Origin of the sequence: Vibrio sp. MMG023, assembly GCF_021654215.1 — a bacterium.
Classification (GTDB): domain Bacteria; phylum Pseudomonadota; class Gammaproteobacteria; order Enterobacterales; family Vibrionaceae; genus Vibrio; species Vibrio jasicida.
The window spans coordinates 327790-347952 of record NZ_JAKFZP010000006.1 but is presented as its reverse complement, the minus strand read 5'-3'; the positions used below and the strand labels follow the sequence as shown (position 1 = coordinate 347952).

Below are 20163 nucleotides of genomic sequence, written 5' to 3'. Positions count from 1 at the left end.
CCTTTGGCCGCTTTTTTAATTAAGCACTTCTAAGATAGTATTTTTAAGTGCGCCCTGGTTCATATTGACGATTTTACTGCCTGCTGTATGGTAGGCAATACGTTTCTCAGGGCTCTCAATTAACTGAATGATAGTTTTAGCGAGAGTTGATCTGTCTTTGACAATGATTAATCCACACTCTTTAACAAATGAATCGACGATCTCTTTAAAGTTAAAGTAGCTCGGACCATTTATGATCGGAACACCCAAAGCCGCTGGCTCTAACACATTGTGTCCACCAACTTTATCACCAACTAAGCTACCGCCCATAAAACAGATATCCGCAGCGCCCATCAAGACCAGCATCTCACCCATGGTGTCTCCAAGGTAAACTTGGGTCGACTCCGTTACTTCTGTTCGGCTTGTGCGTCGAGCGGCTTCAAAACCTAGCTTTTGGCACAGCTCAAATACATTATCGAATCGCTCCGGATGGCGCGGAACAAGGATCAGAAGTGAAGTTGGGTGAGATTCTAAGATTTTCTTGTGAGCTTCTAGCACTTGCTCATCTTCACCTTTATGAGTACTAGCAGCTATCCAAATTGGTCGCTTTATCCCAAGATCAGTCCGTAGCGCTTTTCCTTTCTCTTTGACTTCTTCTGATATCTGAATATCAAACTTTATTGAGCCAGTAACAAAAAGTCGGGGCTTATCTACACCTAAGCGCTCGAAGCGTTCTGCATCAGACTCCGTCTGACAAAGTACTTTATCCAAGCAAGGAACTAATAGGTTAAATAGAGGCTGCACTTTTGCGTAGTTCTTACAGGACTTTTCAGAAAGGCGAGCGTTAACAACAGTAATCGGTATTTCTGAGTCATGGACAGTACGAAGAGTGTTCGGCCAAAGCTCAGTTTCTATGATCAACATTTGCTTTGGGCGTGTTGCTTTTAGAAAGCCTTTTACTGCAAAACCGAAATCGATAGGCATATAGCGGTGTTCAACTAACTCGCCCAACTTAGCAATTTGTTCTGCACCAGTGCTGGTTGTGGTGGTGACCAAAATAGGTAGAGCTGGGTTTTGCTTTTTCAACTCTTTAATTAGGGGGATAGCGGCGATGCTTTCGCCTACTGAAACCGCATGAATCCAAATAGGGCGCTCAGTTGTCTCTAGCTTTGGGGTTATACCAAAATGCTCTTTCCATCGTCGACCAAACTTGGGCTTGTTCGGTTTACTTTTATATAAACCAAACAATAGGAAAGGAGACGCAAGGGCAAGTAGCAATGTGTAAAAAGTGCGGACTAGCATGAACTTACCGTTATCGCTTCAAGTTTTTGGATGCTATCTAACACCTGTTTTGGTGATAACTCAGTTAAACACTTAAGGTGCTTAAACTCACACTCACGCTTAAAGCACGGACGGCAGTCAATGTCGGTATGAACAATCTCTACCTTTTCTGCAAGCGGTGGTGTGTATTTTGGTGAGGTTGAACCGTAGACTGCAACAACATTACAGCCAACAGCGGCCGCTACATGCATAAGACCAGAGTCATTGGCTACGACAGTTTGGCAGGCTGCCAGCAGATCCACCGCTTCAATCAAGCTGGTTTGCCCAGCGAGAACGTGAATTCTCTGTTGAAGCTCAGCCGGCACGAGCTGCTTAATGTTATTACAGGTATCAAGGTCCTTCTGAGAACCAAACAGCCATACTTGATGGCCGCTAGCCGCCATTTGAGTAGCGACTTCAGCATAATGTGTTTCTGGCCACTTTTTAGCAGGGCCAAATTCGGCACCTGGACACAACCCTGTGACAGGGAGCGTTTGGCCGAGAGAGAATTTGTTAAGCGTCTCTTGCTGAGTCTTTTTATCGATAGACAAGCTAGGTCTCGAAAGTGTTTCTAAGCCTCCCAAGGAGGACGAATCCAACATTTCAACCTTAGGATAGGCTAAAGCGACATAACGCTCTACCATGTATTGAAAAGGCTTTTTGTTAGGGCGAAGATCATTGAGTAGCCCATAACGCATTTCTCCTTTCCAGCCTGTACGTTGTGGGATGTTTGCAAACCAAGGTATCAAAGCAGACTTAGCTGAGTTCGGCAGTACGTAAGCATGATCGTATTGCTTTTCACGCAGTGACTTACCAATCTCTCTGCGGCCAAGAAGATTGAACTCACCATGGCCAAGAGGCATCTCAATCGCTTGATGGATCTCAGGCATACGTTCGAGGATCGGTTTACACCAGCCTGGAGCAATCACATCGATTTGGCTTTCTGGGTGTTGCTGCTTTAAAACGATGTACAGTGATTGTGACATCACCATATCGCCAACCCAAGACGGGCCGATAATTAAGATCTTTTTCATTTTTTTACTTGCCAGTCAGTGTCATATCTCGGCTTGAAGATATTGTAATAGTTATTGCCATCTTCTTGAGAGTGTAATAGCTGTAACACCCACATATATTGATCAGGCTTAGTGGAAACAAAGTACTCAATCGCTTTATTCGAAGTACGTGCGTCTTGCTCTTCGCCTTTGTCTAGCTCAAAGGCTGGCAAAATTTCGATATCGAACGACCCATCTTCTGTATTCATAGAAGCAAACATAGGGAGCACTTTAGAGCGTGATAGCTTTGCAATTTTTCCAAGGCCAGGAAGGGTTGCTTTTCGGGTGGCAAAAAAGTCCACGAACACACTGTGTTCTGGACCGTGGTCTTGGTCTGGTAAGTAGTAACCAATGTAGCCATCTCGGATAGACTTTAAGAAAGGCTTGATGCCACCAGAGCGTTCATAAACTCGACCGCCATACTGCACTCGCTGCTTATGCATCAACCAATCACCGACTTCATTTTTCTGCTTTTTAGCCATTGCGGAAACCGGCATTCCCATAGAGGCCAACAAAATAGCTGGAATGTCGATCGCCCATGAGTGCGGTACCATCAAAATGACTTTTTCATCATTTTCGATGTGCTTCTGCAAAATATCTAAGCCGCGAATTTGGCAGCGTTTTTGTAGCCACTTTGGAGAACGTAAGGTAAGTAGACTAAAGCGGAAAAAGAACAAAGCGGCTGTGTAAAGCGTCTTTTCGATGAGTGCTTCACGCTCTTCAAAGGTTTTGTCTGGGAAACACAGCTCAAAGTTAACGCGAGCTCGGTGGGCAGGGCCTTTGCGTGATTTAGCTAATTTTTTTGCAATAGCTTTGGCTAGCCATTTTTGCACTCCTAGCGGAAGAAGCGCCAACGGCATCGATAGTAGGGCGCCGAGCCAAGTTCCCCAATATTTAGGCGCAAGAAAGTGACGCTCAAATTCAGGGTTATAAGCTTTTGGATCGAAATCATCACGTTGAACGGTCATGCGGTTGTAAGCACCTATTTTCGGAAGAGATAACTGGAGATGTTTAGAAATGATACTCGTAAACGTATCAGAGTAAAGGTGGCAGAGACTTCACTACCACCTTTGACAGGTATTAACGATTTTGAATCGCAAGGTATTCAGCAACACCCTCAGCTACCGTCTTGAATTCTACATCGCAGCCAGCAGCACGAAGCTTAGTAAGGTCAGCTTGAGTGAATTCTTGGTAAGCACCTTTTAGGTGTTCAGGGAATGGAATGGTTTGGATTTCCCCTTTGCTGTGATGTTTGATTACTGCTTTTGCCACTTCTTCGAATGATTGCGCATTGCCGGTGCCACAGTTAAAAATGCCTGAGACTCCGCTTTCTAAGAACCATAGGTTCACTTTGCTCACGTCACCAACGTAGATAAAGTCACGCTTGAAAGATTCACTACCAGCAAACAATTTAGGGTTTTCGCCTGCGTTGATCTGGTTGTTCAAGTGAAACGCTACTGATGCCATGCTGCCTTTGTGGTCTTCACGTGGGCCATATACATTGAAGTAACGGAAACCCGTGATTTGAGAAAGTTGCTCGCCATGATCCTCTGCGTCTTTCCACAGACGACGAACGTAGTTGTCAAACTGCTGTTTCGAGTAGCCGTATACGTTAAGCGCGCCCTCAAATTCACGCTCTTCAACAAACGTTTCTGTCTCACCGTATGTCGCCGCCGATGACGCGTATAGGAATGGGATTTCACGATCTAAACAGTAATGAAGCAACTCTTTTGAGTACTCATAGTTATTTAGCATCATGTACTTGCCGTCCCACTCAGTTGTTGCAGAACAAGCGCCTTCATGGAAGATCGCTTCGATAGGGCCGAAGTCGTCACCTGCCATGATTTGAGTAAGGAAGTCATCGCGATCCATGTAATCAGTGATATCAAGATCAACTAAGTTTTTAAACTTCTTGCCATTTTTCAGGTTGTCGACAACCAGAATATCGTTAATACCTGCTTCGTTCAGAGCTTTAACAATGTTGCTGCCGATCATGCCGGCACCACCAGTTACGATGATCATAAGACTTCCACCATAGATTAAAATTTTCTCAGGAAGTTTAGCAGAGTTAAGGCTTTAGGTGTTAGAGGGAAGGTGTTGGCGTTAGATAAAGAAAAAGGAAGCCGAAGCTTCCTTTGCATAAGTAAGTTAATCTAAATCGTGGTTAGATTACTTTTCATCTGATGTATTTGGACGTTGGTACCAAGGGTTACGCTCATCCGTCAGTTCAATCAAGCTGTATTTACGACCTAGCTTCTGACCGCCATCGCGAGTCAATGGCTGCCAACTAAAGTTCGCACGGTTGTTGCTTGGCTTCACTGTCATGATGTCGAATGGAATCGAAATGTAGAAACCTTTGGTAAAGCTACCTTCGCCAAACTCTTCAGCTGAGAGGTCGGTAAATGAAGCAAACGCACCAGCGATCACGCCACTCTTGAACTGCTTAGATACATTCACTTGAGTTCCAACATCACCAGCTAAGAACTGGCCAACATCAACTTGAATCATCAAGTCTTGTAGGAAGTCCCATTGTGGGTAGTAGTAACCTGATACAAAACCAGTGAAGCCTTTGTCAATAACTCGGAATGGACGACCATACTCTGGAACGTTTTGCCATTCTTCATCGTATACACCGAAGTAGCTTTGCGGGTCACGTTGAGAGATCAAGTTAACATCTGCACCGATCGCCCAGTTTGCGTCTTTCGGTCGGTACAAGAACTCTGTACCCACACCCGCAAACATACTTTCTAGATAGCCAGCGTAGAATTGTTGGTCCATGGTATCTGAGTACTCTTGGAACCAAGTTAACTGCAGGTTAGACATGGTTACCGCGTGTTCATTCTGATAAGCACGGAACATAGTACGTACACGAGGAACACTTGTGCCGTCTGGTGGTGTTACATAGTTAAACTTATCGTAGTTATTGTACCAATCCCAGTACAGCGAACCGCCGATTTCTAAATTGTCAGTTAACCAGTAAGATGCACTACCGCTTAATCCAACACTAAATAGGTAGAAATCTTCCGCATTACCCAAGGTTTGAGCAAGCTTTGGTGCAAAACCCCAATCAAAACGCTCAAACCCATCGTAAGCAGGTTTGCCCTGAGGCTTATTGTTTGATGTGGCTGTCGCATCTTCAATATTCGGGTCGATGTAATTGACTTCAGCAAAGTCACGATATTTATCTTTAGAGATCACCGTTTGCTCGCCGAGCAAGCCACGGCTGCGTTCATTAATGGTGAAAGTATCAATGTTCTCAGGCATCTCGTTGTATAGAACTGCTGCCGCTTTCTCATGCGCTTGGTTACGGTCGCGATACTTTTTCTGTTCACCAACAACGGAGATAGTGTTGTCTTCAACATAAAGCTGCGTGTTTTGGTAGCCAGCTACTTTATCAAGTTCTTCTTTGACTCGTTCCCAATCCACGTCAGACAGTTGCTCTGGTTGTTTATTTTCTACTTCTGGTGTTGGTGTGTCACGCCAGAAAGATGGCATCTTGTTGAAGTTAGTGTAAAGGCTCAAGCCTGCAACCAGAGTATCCCCTCTCTCATAACTGACACGAAGATCTGCCATATTACCTAAACGATATAAGACACCGAAGTTCCACGGAGTATGAGGAGTCATATCAACACCAGCACGTACTACGGGAAAGTCTTCACTGTAGTCATTACTGTCGTATTCAAGTTTAAAACGTAGTGGGGCATGAAGGGTTTGGTATTCAATTCCCCCAAACAGCGCGGCCGGGCCTTTAAAAAAGCGGTCTGTATTTGTAGTTCCTCCAGTATCAAGATAATCGCTAGGTCTCTCACAAAAACTATCTGACAACTTGCAAGCTGGATTACTAATGTTGTCTCTTGTACCAAGGTAACCCCAGCCCATACCTAAGGTAAAATCGAAGGTACCGAGATTAGGGTTTGAGTAGCGTTTTGTTGCAGCAACGAACTCGCCATCAAATAATCCAGTACCAGCGAAGTCTCTAACACCAATAGAAAGTTCTGGCAAATATTCAGACTCTTCTAAAAGGCGAACCTTAAAGTCGATACCCTTATCGGTATACTTGGTGTCTCCAGAAAAATTAGGATCGCTACTATAAAAAATGTCACTAACCATCGTGTAACGAATAGTTGTTTCTAACCAAGGCATGACTTGTAAAGTAACATTATAAAAAAGATATTCATCACTACCCGTTACCGCAAAATTGAATTCACCTTCAGGAGCCATACGGCCCGTTGGCATTTGCATTAATCCAACTCCACCGAAATCCATTTGTGATGGTTGTAATAGTGGTGCTTCAAAAGGCATATCTTGAGCCCAAACCAATGCTGGACCCATTAAAGAAAGGGATAAACTGGTTCTAATTAGGTTCATTATTAATTCTTCGATGAGGTTGGCTTACGTTGTGAAAGTAGGGTTACAATGTCTTTGTCCATTTGTGAGTTTTCGAATTCATCAAACGGGATGTAAACCATGGTCAGCGGAGGCAAGTAATATTGAGTAGTTAACCAACGGCCATGGTGAGGGGTAACTACCTTGCCATCGGGATAAATTAGGATTGGTGGATAAGCGAGCTCACCGATATCGCTGGAACGTAGATTATTGACCTGTTCATGCAAAGCGATACCCGCTTGGTTTTCTACAGCATAGACTTTTTCTACATTACCCACATATAGCACTTTCTCTTCACGCTTTGGTGCACTTAATGCAAGCTGACCTTGTAAAAGAGGGTTATCAAATTTATCTAGACGGATCTGGTCAACATCAACGGCTGACAGTAAACGAGGTGCAAACTGGCTTTGTTGGATAAACGTGTAAAATGGGTGGGAAACTAAATTATGTTGAATCATTTGGTCCAACACTGATTTCTTTAAGGTAGTACTTTTTTGCAGTGCTGTTTCGGAATTATCAAACAAAGTCACAGCTAAAGGGTATTGCAGTGCTATTTGTTGTTCTTGTGCATGCTTAAGTACGTTATCTAAACGTACGGCTTGTTGAAAATCTAGTGCTTTTCCCGTACCTACAAGTTCAACATTAAGTGCTAAAAACTCGTTACTTTGAATTTGAGCTGAAGCTGGCATAGCCAACACTATTGTAGTTAAACTTAGACTCAATAACGATAACAGTCGTTTATTCATGATTTGCTGTAACCTTTCAAAATCGTCAATTCAACCGGCACCATATCTGGACCTAAGTGTTGACGTGTTTTTACTACTTCCCCCTGACTGTTTACCCAGTATTGGTTCTCTACGCTTTTTTCTAAGCTTGGAAAAGTCACGCTCTCGGTATAAACGTCAGTTTCTGTCGATGAAATAGGTGTAGTCACAGTCTCTTTGCCTTGGCGCGAGCGTTTAACCTTAGCTTGAAAGCCGTAACGGTATTGCTCAGACCAATCGTAAGAAAGTGCATATTGTGTAGATGAATCTGAGTAAGCGGGAACGTTACCGTAGACACCAGCTAGGTTGGTGGTTTGTAAGCCAATAGTTTTAACAATATGGCCATTCTCTGTCACTACCATCGCTTTATCAGCACTTACCCATTTGAGTTGAGTTTGCCCTGTTAGTGGGTTTGATTCTGCGAAGGCGAGAACAACAAAGACTTGCTTTTGATTGCCTATTTTTAGATAAGCGCTAGCATAAGGAACGGTTTCAATTTCTTCCGGTGTCAGTTCTACATCGATGTAGTTACCATAGGCTTCTTGAACGGTCGCCGAGACATCATTGAATTTCTGAGTACACCCAAAGATGAGGTTCAATACAGGTAAAACAACAAGTAAGCGCATCCATTTTTGCGATAGAAAGGTATTCATTATTCCCTCGTACAAATAAAATCGCCCTGAAACAGTTCAGGGCGATTTATCTAGTTCGACTTAAACGAATTAGTTCGTAGAAGTAGAAGTAGAAGTAGAAGTAGACGTTGAAGTTGAATCGCTGTCTGATGCTGCAACTGCTACTACAGTTACTGCTGCTGCTGCACCTACTGCTACTGCAGTTGTGCCAGTTGCAGATGCAGATGCTGCACCAGCTGAGCCAGCTTCTTCTGCTGCGAATGCAGTTGATGCGCTTAGAGCCATAAGAATAGCTAGAGCTGTGTTCTTCATTATTAATCCTTGTATTTCAGATTTTAAAACATCGATGTTTGGTTTGTTTATAACATACCATCTCTCATTTTAGTTAAAAAACAATCAACATGTAAATAGTTTCCTATTGGAATTTATCTAGTTCTAAAGAATGCGTCTCATTGGAAAGACAATTCATTTTCAGGTGGTTTTAGTTGTTTTAACTAGAGACCATAGGATAAATAGAAGGTAACTCGGCGTTAAGTAGCGGCAACTTGTTAATATCGAGGTAAGTAACGAATTGATATTCGATATAAGCATAACGTTACGCTTTGTAACACTTAAGCAAATGACGCTAGGAGTGTAACTGCTCTCAAAACAATAATACCCATTCTCAAACCTTAGAGTGAGTACCCTTGCCGTTTTGCGCTAATCCATGCATAATTTGCCAGCTTTTATGCCGCGCTTTTCAAGTATGAGTTTTTGTTTTTCTCGTCACAAAAGCGACGTTTGAAAAGCATCTATATCAATAAGCCGAGCAGCTCGGTAATCAGCGAACAGTGGCTTACGCGTAATGCCGCAGGGCGGTAGCGTGGAAACACACAAGCAAAACAGACAAAATTAACAGACATTTACTGCGTGCGTCATTTAGTGCAGCGGTCAGTCAACATCCAAGGAACACTTACGTGATTAATAAACGACCATGGTTAAGTGCGTTGAGTGCAATCAGCTTAGGCTTGTGCTCATTTACGGCCTCAGCAGATTTTTATGCAGGTGCGTTAGTGAGTTATTCTAACGCCGAATACCATCCTTCCTCTTCTGTCGTAGAAGGAAGTCCTTTTCTTCTTCAGGCGCAAGCTGGCTATTTCTTTAATGATTATGTTGCTTTAGAAGCTCGTTATGGCACGTCAGTTCAACGTGATGATGGTTTAGCTATTGATAGCTTGGCAAGTGGTTTTGTTAAGTTGAACATGCCTGTTTCTGAACGAATTGCATTGTATGGACTTGCTGGGTATTCAAGCGTTCAGATCGATCAACAAAGTATTGGTTCAGGTAAAGATCAAGGTTTTAGCTTTGGTTTAGGTATGCACTATGCGCTAGATAAGCACAATGCAGTTGTTTTCGAGTTTGTAGATAGTGTTTCTGAAGATGAAGTTCGCCTAAATGCTCTTACGCTCGGCTTCCAGCACCGATTCTAACTAAAACACCTGGTGCCTAGTTTTTAGTAGCTAGGGATTTTTAAACTCTCGATTTAGATAGCGGATTATCATGCTCAAAGGATACTTATCGTTTGCCGCTTGTGTGTTAGCAAGCTTATTTGCGTCATATTCTCATGCGCAAACCCCAACGCCTGAACAAATACAAATGTTTCAAAGTTTGCCTGCGGATCAACAACAAGCCCTTGCTAGCAAGTATGGAATGTCTATTCCTTCAGGAGCTACGACTCAGCCAAGCAATTATCAAAATCCTCAAGTTATTGAGCCAAGACAAGCTGTCAGCAATGCTGAGGAGACAGACTCTGCAGAGAATGAAGAGTTAAAACGTTTTGGTTTAGAACTGTTTGCTGGCTCCCCAACGACATTTGCACCAATAAGTGATGTGCCTGTCCCTACAGACTATACCGTAGGCGCTGGTGATGAGATTGTTATTCAGTTATTTGGTAAAGAGAATAGCACTTCCCGTCTTCGAGTAAATCGCGCTGGTGTTATTAACTTTCCTTCACTCGGTCCAATACAAGTCGCTGGGATGACGTTCTCTGAAGTGCGAAACTCACTGAACCAACGTGTAAAAGAGCAGATGATTGGCGTCCGTAGTGACATCTCATTAGGTGAGATGCGCACCATGCAAGTTTTTGTAATGGGTGACGCTTACAAACCAGGTGCTTACACCGTCAGTGCGCTAACCACTATTTCCCAAGCCATTTATTACAGCGGTGGTTTTGGAGATAGCGGTGCATTGCGTAACGTGCAGTTAAAGCGTAATGGCCAGGTGATTCGCAAGCTTGATATGTATGACTTATTGCTGAAAGGCGACGCGAGCAACGATGTTCGATTGTTACCTGGCGATGTGGTCTTTATTGGCGCGGTTGGTCGTACGATTGCTATCGATGGCGAAGTAAATCGTCCGGCAATCTATGAAGTGAAATCAGGGGAAACCTATAAGCAAGCCATTCAAATGGCCGGTGGTTTTACTGCTAATGCTTACAGTGACCAAATTGAGGTCAAACGTTACGCAGCGAAAGGTGCTCGTGATGCGTTAACCCTTAACTTCAGTCAGTCGCACGATCAGCAAACTAAGGTTAAAGATGGCGATGTCGTAAACGTATTGAAAAAGAGTGAAGAGTTGACACGTTACGTACAAATTGAAGGTGATGTTCGCCATCCTCGATTTGTTGAATGGAAGAGCGGTTTACGTATTGCGCATTTGTTCCAGTCACTTGATACATCATTCAACTCTACAGCCGATGTTAATTATGCAGTTGTAGTTCGTGAGATAAATCCACAGCGTGATGTAGAGGTTTATCAAGTAAACCTTGCAAACGCAATTCTTTCTCCAAGCAGCAAAGACAATTTACAGCTACAATCTCGCGATCGCGTCCTTGTTTTCAACCGCTTTAATAACGAAGATTTAGATACGTTAGCCGATCAAGAAACTGTCACGAAAGCAAAAACATTAGAGCAGGCACAACTTCAGGCCGAACAAGAGCAACAAAAAGAGCAAGAAGTAATGAGTTCATCAGTAGCGTTATCTGCTGCAACAGATAATTTGCTGTCCGGCCAAGCAATAGCTAAAAAGTCTGAGGAACCCAAAATAATGTTCCGCGGTAAAGAAATTACCAAAGAAGATTTTGAAGCTTTGAAGCAAAACACTCGTCGTACCTTATTGGCGCCAGTGCTCTTGCAACTCCAGCAACAATCTCGTCTAGGTTTAGCACCACAAATTGCAGAGGTGTTCGGTGAAGTAAAACACCCTGGCCGTTACCCAATTACACCACGAATGTCTGTATCGACACTTATCGAGGCTGCTGGTGGTTTAACTTACAACGCTTTTACCATCAATGCAGAACTAGCGCGAACAGTTATTAATAGTGCAGATGAGCGTGCTTCTATTGATGTTGAACGCATCGATCTTCGCCAAGCCATTCAAGGAAGCACAATAGATGATGCAGTTATTGTTGGTAGAGATCGCTTAAACATTCTTGAGAAACCAAACGTCAAACTACAAAGTACGGTAACACTCCAAGGTGAAGTTCGTTTTCCCGGTACATACACAGTACGTCAGGGTGAAACCCTCGGTGAATTGCTTGAGCGTGCTGGAGGTTTGACTGAATTTGCGCATCCACAAGGTGCAATCTTTACTCGTGAAGCGTTAAGGCTGCAAGAGCAAAAGTTGCTGAATCAATACGCAGCAGATATGCGAGCGGAAACTGCAAAGAAAACCTTCCGCGCTGATAGCAATATTAGTTCAGTAATTTCTGATCCTGATAAAACGCTCAAGTTTGTAGAGGAAGCTAGTCGAAGCAAAGCTCTAGGGCGAATGGTTGTTCAGTTAAATCGAATTATCAAGGATGACAACTCAGCAGACTTTATGCTAGAGGACGGCGATTTCCTCTTCGTTCCAACCTTCCGTAATACAGTATCAATCATGGGTGAAGTTCAAGTGCCTATTACCTATTTGTTAGACGACAAACTAGATGTGAATGATTACATGAACAAAGCTGGTGGTGCGAAAAAACAGGCCGATGAAGATCGTATCTTTGTAGTTCGTGCCGATGGTTCCGTTTATAAACCAACATCTGGTTACTGGTTTGGTAACAATAACGAAGAACTTAAAGCTGGTGATACTATTGTTGTACCAATTGACACTGATTATCGTGATGCGTTAAGTACATGGACAGCTGCGACGCAGATTCTTTATCAAACTGGTGTTGCAATTAATGCTTTGAAATAAGGTTTTTTGAGCTCTTAAGGATATTATTTCTTAAGGGCTCTCTTTGATAAGCATTAAAAGAAGTAGAGTGAACCTTACAACTTTACTTTCGAACCCTAGTTCGCAATGTAGTGTGAGTTCATTCAGAAAGTTGGATAACAAAGTTAGCTCTTATACGCAGCTAATTAGGTTGTAGCTATTACTCATTTCTAGGTTGGTATCTAAATATTAGACTCTAAACCGGTAGGACTTTATACCACTCATGGAATCGCAAAAAGAATCACATCCACAGTATATCCCATACCCTCCACATCAAACTCAAACACCAGAAGACACAGTAGAACTTATAGAGGTTTTCACTGCTCTATGGAAGAAGAAATGGGTTATCATTTCGGTTACTTTAGTTTCTGCAATTAGTTCAGTACTGTTTGCTCTGAACTTGCCAAATGTATATAAAGCTGATGCTATTCTCTCGCCAACAGAAAGTGCTAGTGGGGGGGGCTTATCACAGATGGCTGGACAATTAGGCGGGTTGGCAGCGTTGGCAGGTGTGAACATTGGCGGAACGGAATCTTCTAATACAGACTTAGCTGTACAAGTTCTTAAGTCTCGCCAATTCATTGGCTCTTTTATTAAAAAGCATGATTTACTTGTACCTCTAATGGCGGTTAGCGAATGGAACCTAGAACAAAACAAATTGATCATTAACGAAGATGTATACAACCCATCAAAGAAAGAATGGTTAAGATCTCCTCAGGGCTTAAGAGGCGCAACACCAACTGCACAAGAAGCATATGAAGAATTCGTGAAAAACGTTCTGATCATCAATCAAGATAAAGAAACGGGATTCTATACATTATCTATAAAACACTACTCTCCATACCTAGCTCAAGAATGGTTAAACTGGATAATTGCAGATATCAATAAAGTCATGCGAGAAAGAGCTATTTCAGAAACATCACAAAACCTGGCTTACTTGAATGAACAGTTGCAAAAGACTGCGGTAGCAGATATGCAAAGTGCATTTTACAAATTAATCGAAGAGCAGACTAAAAGTTTAATGTTGGCTGAAGTTCAAGAAGAATTTGTGTTTAAAGTTGTAGACCCGGCGGTTGTACCAGAAATAAAGGATGGTCCAAACCGTGCTTTAATTTGTATGGTTGGTACATTTTTAGGTGGATTGCTTAGTGTTGGTATTGTACTAGTGTTATTTATGTTTGAAAGAAATAGGAAAGTATCAATCACTGCTCAATAATAGACTGATTGTATAATCTGAGTTTATGAGAGATGTCGATTTTATAGAGAATAACTGCTACTAATGAAAAAAAAAATTTTAATAGTCAATACATCATCCTTTCCTAATATAGGTGGAGTTGAAAATTCACTTAATTTTATAGCTATAGAGTTTATTAAAAAAGGCTATCAAACCGAAGTAGTCAGCTTTTCTAACAAAATAGAGGAAGTAAGTTCAATAGAGAATAATGGGGTTAAATATGAAATTTACCCGTTAAAAACAAATTCTCTTGATAGGGTCTGGAATAGATATTCAATATATAAAAAAGCGAAAGTAGTACTAAAAAATAAGCTAAAAAATAACGAATATGAAAAAATATTAAGTCGCTCAACTTTATTGTCTTATTTGTTGTTAAAGGAAGGTGGGGAAGTTAACACAATCTTTCCAACAACGGCTAACTTGAACTACCTAGGCCTTAACGATAGCAAAAAAAGCTCAAATAGAAAAGCGGCAACCTTAAACAAGTTAAAGCTTAAGCTTGACTACTTAATCATGAGCTATATTGAGAATAAAATTGTATCGAGTAGATTTAATCGAAGCATTGTATTTAGTAATTTGATGAAATCTGAATTGATTAAATCTTACAAGTCAAAGTCTGTAGATGTCATTCCTCCTGGCATTGATAATGATTTATACTCAACAAGAAATTTGGAAAAAACGCATGATAGGAATTATTTTATATATGTTGGCCGATTAAGTGTTGCAAAAAACATATATGAAATGATTGATGAGTATATTAACTCTGGAGTTAAAGCAGAGCTAAAAATAGTTGGGGATGGAGTCGAGCGTCAAAGGCTAGAAGAGTACTTACATAAGAATGATACCTTTAAAGTGATTAGTTTAATCGGTAGTAAAAGCGCTAAAGAACTGCCGGAATTGTATCATGGAGCTATTGCCACAATATTGCCAACAAGAGTTGAAACATTTGGACAAGTCATCATTGAATCAATGGCTATGGGGACTCCTGTAATCGCGTATTCGTCATTTGCTGAAGAGACCAAGAATGCTGTATCCGAAATTATACATAGCAAAGAATTAGGTTATGTCATTAACGAATATAAAAATGGTGAATTGAGTAAGATGATTAAAAAAGTATTTGAAAATCATAAACAGTTCAACAACCTAAATTGTATTCGTGAGACAGAAAAGTATTCATGGGAATGCTTTGTAACAAAGTTGATGGAAAATGAAACGAACTAGTTTGTTAATAGTTTCACTGTTAAGTATCGGAACTGTTATATTTAGCTTCCTTAGAACATACCTATTAGATTTCTTTGATCATACTGGCTTAGCCTTAGGGACGATGTCTTTAGTTATCATTGTTTATGAAATGTCAGGTTCATTGCTCAACTTTGGTGGTGGCAACGCTCTTATAAAGAAACTGACAATTATAGAAGATAAAAACACCTTTACTAAAGCATTTCTATTTAAGGTTACAATCCCCCTCTTTATTATAGGGAGTGTTTTATATTTACCAGTATCATATTATTTCGAATATGACTTGCCATCAAGCCTTGTTTGGTTGGTTATTTTTGTAGCATTGTTAAATTCGATGTTTTTTTCAGTTGGTATTTCTAAGGGTGAAAACGAAAAGGCATATATTACTCAATCTTTATTTATTTTAATAAGTAGCTTTTCTACTCTTATTTGGGGGCTTTTCTTTAATCAGTCTAACTTCGAAAATACAGTATACTTAACGTGTTTGTTTAATGTTAGCGCTCTTATTCTGATGTATTTTAGAGAGTTAGTGGCAATTATTTCAACAGATTTGATAAAGTTAGATAAAGAATATTTAAAATCTTCCATATTTATTTATGTTAACTCTGTTTTGGCTTTTTTATATAAAAGAGCAGACCAAGTGATGATTGTCTCATTCCTTGGCATAAAAAAATTAGCTGCATATTACTTAATTTTTCAGTTGACAGAACTAATTAGATTACTTCCTCAAAAGTTTGCTCCAATAATATTGAAAAAACTAACAGGAGCGAACTCAAGTGGAAATAAAAACATTACAAGAATATATTTCTATTTTAGTTTATTCGCATCTATAGTGTTGTATTTCTCAATAAGTTTTATAAATCAGTACTTTAATGTCGACCTGCTCGCTTATCACACAGAGATATTGCTACTTTTACTATCTCTCGTTATAGGATCTTTAGGTAGTTTCAACAGTATGTTATGCATATCTAAAGATAAAGAGAAAGAAATATTTTTCGTTAATATTTTAGTGGTGTTAGTGCAGATATGTACAACTCTGCTACTCATAGGAAGTTATGGAATATTAGGTGCAGTAATAGGTAAGTGCGCTGGTTTGATTGTAGGTCAGGTCGGCCAATTTACAGTAATATTGAAAAACTCACTTTTAGAGATAAAAACAGAGTATTCAAAAGCATACTTTGTTGTTTCGTTTGTTTTGTTAATTTTTATGCTATTTAAGATCTTTGAGGCTGTTAATGTCTAAAATAAAACACTTAAGAGAACTGCCACACAGAATTTTGGTCGTCTTTAGTCAAATATTCCCAAATAATGCTACAGGATGTAAACTCAGAGGGTTTGTTTATAAGTACAAATTAAAAAGTGCTGGTAAAAACCTACAAATAGCTACTGGTGTGATAATTGATAATCCTAAAAATTTGGTCGTTGGTGATAATGTTTATATCGGTCATAATTCTTGGATAAACGCGATTGGTGAAGGCATTGAGTTTGGCGATGAGGTAATGCTAGGGCCAAGTGTCCATATTGTTTCCAATAATCATGGATATGATTTCGAAAGAAAGAGCTCTAGATTTGCTCCTGGTTGTTCAAAGAAGATCTGTATTGGTTCTGGAGTTTGGATTGGTAGTGGAGCTTTTATCGGTAATGGTGTCCGAATAGGCATTGGTTCCACAATTGGTGCAAATTCTACCGTAGTGAAAAGTCTTCCGGACATTTGCGTAGCAGTTGGCTCACCAGCAAAAGTGATTAAGCATCATGAAGAATAAAATAAAATCGGTCATTAAATCAACAATCTTATCCCCGCCGACAGTGACTTACTGTAGCCAAACGATATATCAGGCGTTACTGTTTACAGTAAGAATGTACGAGAATGAAAAGTCCGATCTCTGGCTGAACGAGGTCAATAAGTTAGCCAAGATAATGATTGGTATCCAAAGACCTGATGGTGGCTTTGACATAGGGTATGATTTTAACTTTGGGTTGCTTCATAAAAAAGGCGACAGTACTTCTCCAGAAATGTACGCAGCTTATTCCTTGGTTGAAGCTTACAAAGTAACGAACAGTCCCCAAATCAAAGAAGCTTTAGAAAAAGCTAAATATTGGATTGAAAAAAATGCAGTATATGTTTCTGATGATGAGGCATATACACCATACTCTCCCTACAATACTAAAGACGTTATGGTTTACAATGGAACATCTTTTGCGTTGGGAGCATATAGTTCTATTGGTCAGGTGATGCCCATAGATAAAAACCTAGAAGATGCATTAGCAAAATACCTATGTAGCAAATTGGTCAAGGAACCAAAGTATGGTTTGGTTTGGTTTTATAATGACCAAGATAGAACTGACTTGGCTGATTTTAAGAAAGATAAAATTGATTTTTATCATCAGGCTCAACAAATAGAAATGCACCTTCTGTACATCAAGTATAATAATAAACTTGAACAACTTCCGTTGATAAAAGATGCATTTATGTCATTAGTTCATCTTTCTAGAAAAGAGAATGTGCTCCCTTACACGAATGATAAAATCTATTTTGATAATAATATTCATGTATGGGGGCTAAGTAGCTTCATTGCTGCATATGCAGATATTTTAGGCTATCTAACTCAACAAGATACTGAACTTGCAAAGATAGAAGCTAAAAAAACGGCAGATTACCTCCTTAACGTCAGTTTTAATAATGATTACTTTATGCCAACTATGAAGGAAAATAATAGTCCTTTTGATGACCGTTATATGGTGAGATCTGATGCATGGGTAATTAACTCGTTATCTAACTACAACAATGTAAATAAACTGGTTGAAGAAGATTTTGATAAGTTAGTTCAAGCATACAACAAAATGGCATGTGCTGATTTTTCCGGCATTGAATCTCATGCATCTAATACAAGAGTAAGAATTTTTCGAAAAATCAGAGACAAACTCACAAAATGAGTAAAAAAGTATACCTAATAACACAGGAATACCCTCCAAAACTTGGTGGTGCGGGTAGTGTTGCAAAAAATAACGTCACTCAACTGAAAGAAATAGGTTTAGATGTAGTATTAATTACTTCCAAAAGTAAGTTCTGGTTGTTAGGTATGCTTATTAAGACCTGTTGGCATCTTATTCTTAGATCTAATAACCAAAAGTCGGTAATTATTAATGATCTTGGTGCTATTCTTGTTTGTGGGTTAGTGCTTCCTAAAAAACAGTTAAACAACTCCATTGTCTATCTTCATGGTTCCGAAATGGAGATAATAAACAATGCGAATAAAGGGGGGCTGAAAACAACCCTAATTAAATTCGCATTTACTCGTATAATTGAAAACGTGAAAAACATAATTTGCGTTAGCAAGTATATGAAAGAAAAATTTTCTGTAGAAGGCGCTACCATCTTTGAAGATATAGATAAACTTGAAGAAAAAGTAAAAGTAATTTATACGGTAAAAGAAAGGCGAGACATTAAGCAAGAAGATTTGGTGAGAACCGTTTTTTCCACACTAAATGATGTTGTAAAATTAGTGTCTGTTTCTAGGATAGAAAAGAAAAAGGGATACTTGGAAAAGTTAATTATAATAGAGAAACTTCTTGCTGACGGTATTCAAATTACATGGGATATAGTTGGAGATGGTAATTTTTTAAATGAATTTAAGAGTATAGTGGAAAATAAAAAACTAAGCGATACTATTAAATTTCATGGGGCTCTAAAGCATGATGATTTTCAAAAAATTTTGAAGCAATCAGACCTTTTCTGGCTTCTTTCTGAGTATAAGGAATCATTTGGCTTGGTATACATAGAAGCACATCAACTTGGTATTCCTACAATTGGATACAATAAGTATGGTGTAAAAGAGGTTATATTAAATAATTGTAATGGATACCTTATTAATGAAAGCTCTGAGGCTGTAGAAATCATTAAAAACTTCCAAGCATGTGACTTTTCTTCTCTTGATATTATTGAATCAACAAAAAGATTTGATAAGAAAGTAGAATTAAACAAACTATTGGATTGTATAAAATGAGAGAAGTTTCGATCAGATACTTTTTTAATCTGTCTTTTCTGCTTTTACTTACGTTGCTCTGTTTTTCTGATATACATATACCAGGAACATCAGTCAGAATTATTGAACTATTCTCAATTTTATTTGTATTTTGTTCTATATTTATAATATCTAAGTATGGTATTCCAAAGTTAAATGTTCTTTACCTTCTTCTATTTTCTCCTTTCTTTCTCTACGAGATAACTTACCCATTACTCAAGTTTAATCTGAGTGGAATAAGGTTTGTTATTTACTATATAACACCTTATTTGATGTTCTATTATTACTTTAACCACTTAAGAAAAGAAAGTGTCGTTAATAATGTAAAAACAATAGTTAAGTTTTTCATCATAATTAACTTTTCTATGTTGTGTTTTCAGTATCTTGATAGATTTTCTGGTTTAGATATTTATAAGACTATTAGGTTGATATTATCTCCTTTCTATAACGCAGAAGACACTGGTTTTGCTGGAACGCGAGCTACAGGTTTGTTTTCAAATGCTACTGGTTTGGCTGTTGCTGCTTATTTGGTTCATTTATACCTCCTTTCGAGTAAAAATGTTTCTAAGTTGTGGATATCACTAAATCTAGCATTGATATTCTTTTCTGGTTCTAGAGTCGTTATTCTTTGTGTATTACTTAGTTTTGTCTATTTGTTTCTTATCTCTAAGGCATCAAAAAAACTTGCAACCATTCTAGCCTTGATATTTCTCTGTGTGATCCTTTGGTATTACAATGTATTTGAATACCTCAGTATGTTTATTGAAAGATTTTCAAGACTTATTGAGTATGGTTTGCTAAATGACTACTCCCTGCACCACAGAATTAGTACGTTATGGGGGCCACCAATAGAGTATTCATTAGATAGGTATTACGGTACTGTTTATAACCCTGTCCAAAAATTTATTGTAATTGATTCTGGCTATATCACATACTTTGCACAAGGTGGTTTTCCGTTTTTGCTTGTTTTATGTGGTTTTTTAGCAGCTTTATTTATGAAAGTTATTATCCTAAAAAATGAAATTAACTCAAAGTTTAATATTAAATTCTTTGCAATAAATCTATATGTTTTCTTGATCATTGCGATGATAATTTCAAATCCAATGCGAGATTATTTGGTTTTGTTTGCAATCGTATTTGTTATACTTTATCCGCAAAACAAACAAGTGAACTATTTTCAACCGCCAAAATAGAGCTAAAGTTTTTATAAACACTAAGTATTAAGTTTGCCATTTCGTTAGAAAATAAATGTTTTAGAAAGGGTGACTTTAGCGAACAGGTTTCTCTATAGACAGC

Annotated in this window: 17 protein-coding genes; 9 read left to right on the top strand and 8 right to left on the bottom strand. The window is 39.2% G+C overall.

The genetic code is table 11. The annotated features are described in order from the left end of the window. Window positions 1-15 precede the first annotated feature (15 nt). From waaA to L1076_RS20235, 8 genes are all read right to left on the bottom strand, one after another. On the bottom strand, window positions 16-1281 hold the full coding sequence (gene waaA / locus L1076_RS20270; protein WP_237304363.1) for a lipid IV(A) 3-deoxy-D-manno-octulosonic acid transferase: 1266 nt from the start codon (window positions 1279-1281) through the stop codon (window positions 16-18). Beyond that, window positions 1275-2333, bottom strand: coding sequence for a lipopolysaccharide heptosyltransferase II (gene waaF / locus L1076_RS20265; RefSeq protein ID WP_237304362.1), 1059 nt, complete (start codon window positions 2331-2333; stop codon window positions 1275-1277). The genes waaA and waaF overlap by 7 nt, the downstream gene beginning before the upstream one ends. Next, window positions 2330-3319 (bottom strand): lauroyl-Kdo(2)-lipid IV(A) myristoyltransferase, encoded by a 990-nt coding sequence (gene lpxM, locus L1076_RS20260; protein WP_237304361.1) that lies wholly within the window; start codon window positions 3317-3319, stop codon window positions 2330-2332. Before lpxM ends, waaF begins: the two co-directional genes overlap by 4 nt. Window positions 3320-3431: 112 nt before the next feature. After that, entirely contained in the window at window positions 3432-4373 is a 942-nt protein-coding gene (rfaD, locus tag L1076_RS20255) for an ADP-glyceromanno-heptose 6-epimerase (RefSeq protein WP_104034354.1), read from the bottom strand. Between the two features lie 147 nt (window positions 4374-4520). Continuing rightward, entirely contained in the window at window positions 4521-6719 is a 2199-nt protein-coding gene (locus L1076_RS20250; protein WP_237304360.1) for a YjbH domain-containing protein, read from the bottom strand. A 2-nt stretch (window positions 6720-6721) separates the two neighbouring features. Then, entirely contained in the window at window positions 6722-7483 is a 762-nt protein-coding gene (locus tag L1076_RS20245) for a capsule biosynthesis GfcC family protein (protein ID WP_237304359.1), read from the bottom strand. Further along, window positions 7480-8154 carry a YjbF family lipoprotein gene (locus tag L1076_RS20240; protein ID WP_237304358.1) on the bottom strand — a complete coding sequence of 225 codons (675 nt, stop codon included), beginning with the start codon at window positions 8152-8154 and terminating at the stop codon, window positions 7480-7482. The genes L1076_RS20245 and L1076_RS20240 overlap by 4 nt, the downstream gene beginning before the upstream one ends. 69 nt (window positions 8155-8223) lie before the next feature. Beyond that, complete coding sequence (locus L1076_RS20235; protein ID WP_005535462.1) at window positions 8224-8445, bottom strand: hypothetical protein; 222 nt, start codon at window positions 8443-8445, stop codon at window positions 8224-8226. Between the two features lie 644 nt (window positions 8446-9089). Here L1076_RS20235 and L1076_RS20230 point away from each other — a divergent pair. From L1076_RS20230 to L1076_RS20190, 9 genes are all read left to right on the top strand, one after another. Beyond that, window positions 9090-9602 (top strand): outer membrane beta-barrel protein, encoded by a 513-nt coding sequence (locus L1076_RS20230; RefSeq protein WP_237304357.1) that lies wholly within the window; start codon window positions 9090-9092, stop codon window positions 9600-9602. A gap of 70 nt (window positions 9603-9672) precedes the next feature. Further along, window positions 9673-12354 (top strand): SLBB domain-containing protein, encoded by a 2682-nt coding sequence (locus tag L1076_RS20225; RefSeq protein ID WP_237304356.1) that lies wholly within the window; start codon window positions 9673-9675, stop codon window positions 12352-12354. A gap of 241 nt (window positions 12355-12595) precedes the next feature. Next, on the top strand, window positions 12596-13588 hold the full coding sequence (locus L1076_RS20220; RefSeq protein WP_237304355.1) for a Wzz/FepE/Etk N-terminal domain-containing protein: 993 nt from the start codon (window positions 12596-12598) through the stop codon (window positions 13586-13588). A gap of 63 nt (window positions 13589-13651) precedes the next feature. Further along, window positions 13652-14827, top strand: coding sequence for a glycosyltransferase (locus L1076_RS20215; RefSeq protein WP_237304354.1), 1176 nt, complete (start codon window positions 13652-13654; stop codon window positions 14825-14827). Next, a complete protein-coding gene (locus L1076_RS20210) occupies window positions 14814-16088 on the top strand; it encodes a polysaccharide biosynthesis C-terminal domain-containing protein (protein WP_237304353.1) in 1275 nt (424 codons plus the stop codon). The genes L1076_RS20215 and L1076_RS20210 overlap by 14 nt, the downstream gene beginning before the upstream one ends. After that, complete coding sequence (locus L1076_RS20205) at window positions 16081-16608, top strand: hypothetical protein (RefSeq protein WP_237304352.1); 528 nt, start codon at window positions 16081-16083, stop codon at window positions 16606-16608. Before L1076_RS20210 ends, L1076_RS20205 begins: the two co-directional genes overlap by 8 nt. After that, window positions 16598-17779 carry a hypothetical protein gene (locus L1076_RS20200; RefSeq protein WP_237304351.1) on the top strand — a complete coding sequence of 394 codons (1182 nt, stop codon included), beginning with the start codon at window positions 16598-16600 and terminating at the stop codon, window positions 17777-17779. The genes L1076_RS20205 and L1076_RS20200 overlap by 11 nt, the downstream gene beginning before the upstream one ends. Then, entirely contained in the window at window positions 17776-18849 is a 1074-nt protein-coding gene (locus tag L1076_RS20195; RefSeq protein WP_237304350.1) for a glycosyltransferase family 4 protein, read from the top strand. The genes L1076_RS20200 and L1076_RS20195 overlap by 4 nt, the downstream gene beginning before the upstream one ends. Window positions 18850-19292: 443 nt before the next feature. Beyond that, window positions 19293-20060, top strand: a complete 768-nt coding sequence (locus L1076_RS20190; protein WP_237304349.1) for a hypothetical protein — start codon at window positions 19293-19295, stop codon at window positions 20058-20060. The last annotated feature ends 103 nt before the right edge of the window (window positions 20061-20163 follow it).

Bases quoted from the DNA above. Each gene is read 5' to 3' on its own strand.
- L1076_RS20205 (WP_237304352.1), top strand. From the start codon at position 16,081: ATGTCTAAAATAAAACACTTAAGAGAACTGCCACACAGAATTTTGGTC.
- rfaD (WP_104034354.1), bottom strand. From the start codon at position 4,373: ATGATCATCGTAACTGGTGGTGCCGGCATGATCGGCAGCAACATTGTT.
- L1076_RS20225 (WP_237304356.1), top strand. From the start codon at position 9,673: ATGCTCAAAGGATACTTATCGTTTGCCGCTTGTGTGTTAGCAAGCTTA.
- L1076_RS20215 (WP_237304354.1), top strand. From the start codon at position 13,652: ATGAAAAAAAAAATTTTAATAGTCAATACATCATCCTTTCCTAATATA.
- L1076_RS20240 (WP_237304358.1), bottom strand. From the start codon at position 8,154: ATGAATACCTTTCTATCGCAAAAATGGATGCGCTTACTTGTTGTTTTA.
- L1076_RS20220 (WP_237304355.1), top strand. From the start codon at position 12,596: ATGGAATCGCAAAAAGAATCACATCCACAGTATATCCCATACCCTCCA.
- lpxM (WP_237304361.1), bottom strand. From the start codon at position 3,319: ATGACCGTTCAACGTGATGATTTCGATCCAAAAGCTTATAACCCTGAA.
- L1076_RS20195 (WP_237304350.1), top strand. From the start codon at position 17,776: ATGAGTAAAAAAGTATACCTAATAACACAGGAATACCCTCCAAAACTT.
- waaA (WP_237304363.1), bottom strand. From the start codon at position 1,281: ATGCTAGTCCGCACTTTTTACACATTGCTACTTGCCCTTGCGTCTCCT.
- L1076_RS20210 (WP_237304353.1), top strand. From the start codon at position 14,814: ATGAAACGAACTAGTTTGTTAATAGTTTCACTGTTAAGTATCGGAACT.
- L1076_RS20245 (WP_237304359.1), bottom strand. From the start codon at position 7,483: ATGAATAAACGACTGTTATCGTTATTGAGTCTAAGTTTAACTACAATA.
- L1076_RS20250 (WP_237304360.1), bottom strand. From the start codon at position 6,719: ATGAACCTAATTAGAACCAGTTTATCCCTTTCTTTAATGGGTCCAGCA.
- waaF (WP_237304362.1), bottom strand. From the start codon at position 2,333: ATGAAAAAGATCTTAATTATCGGCCCGTCTTGGGTTGGCGATATGGTG.
- L1076_RS20235 (WP_005535462.1), bottom strand. From the start codon at position 8,445: ATGAAGAACACAGCTCTAGCTATTCTTATGGCTCTAAGCGCATCAACT.
- L1076_RS20200 (WP_237304351.1), top strand. From the start codon at position 16,598: ATGAAGAATAAAATAAAATCGGTCATTAAATCAACAATCTTATCCCCG.